Source organism: Deinococcus pimensis DSM 21231, assembly GCF_000519345.1.
Classification (GTDB): Bacteria; Deinococcota; Deinococci; order Deinococcales; family Deinococcaceae; genus Deinococcus_A; species Deinococcus_A pimensis.
Window position 1 is genome coordinate 414,660 of the sequence record NZ_KI912671.1, and the last position, 354, is coordinate 415,013.

1 protein-coding gene is annotated in these 354 nt (G+C 73.2%); it reads left to right on the plus strand.

The genetic code is table 11. From position 1 onward, the window contains the following. The coding region (locus DEIPI_RS33545; protein ID WP_045234849.1) for a glycoside hydrolase family 88 protein at window positions 1-354 on the plus strand (354 nt) is incomplete at both ends.

Below are 354 nucleotides of genomic sequence, written 5' to 3' on the forward strand. Positions count from 1 at the left end.
TCTGGCTGCGTGACGCCGTGAGCCGCGCCGTGACCGGCGTGCGCGTCAACGTCCGCGTCCTCGGCACGCGCTTTCCCGACGACACCACCCACGCGGACGTCTACCCGCCGCGCCCTCCCGCGTTCGGCGAGGCCGAGGGCGGCAACGTCGGCTGGACGACCGGCTTCTGGACGGGGCAGCTGTGGCTCGCGTACGAACTCACCGGGCAGGAAGCGTTCCGCACAGCCGCACTCGCGCACGTCGACAGCTTCGAGGACCGCGCGCGCCGACGCGTCGACACCGACCACCACGGCCTCGGCTTCCTCTACACCCTCTCGTGCGTACCCGCCTGGCGGCTCACGCGCGATGCCCGCG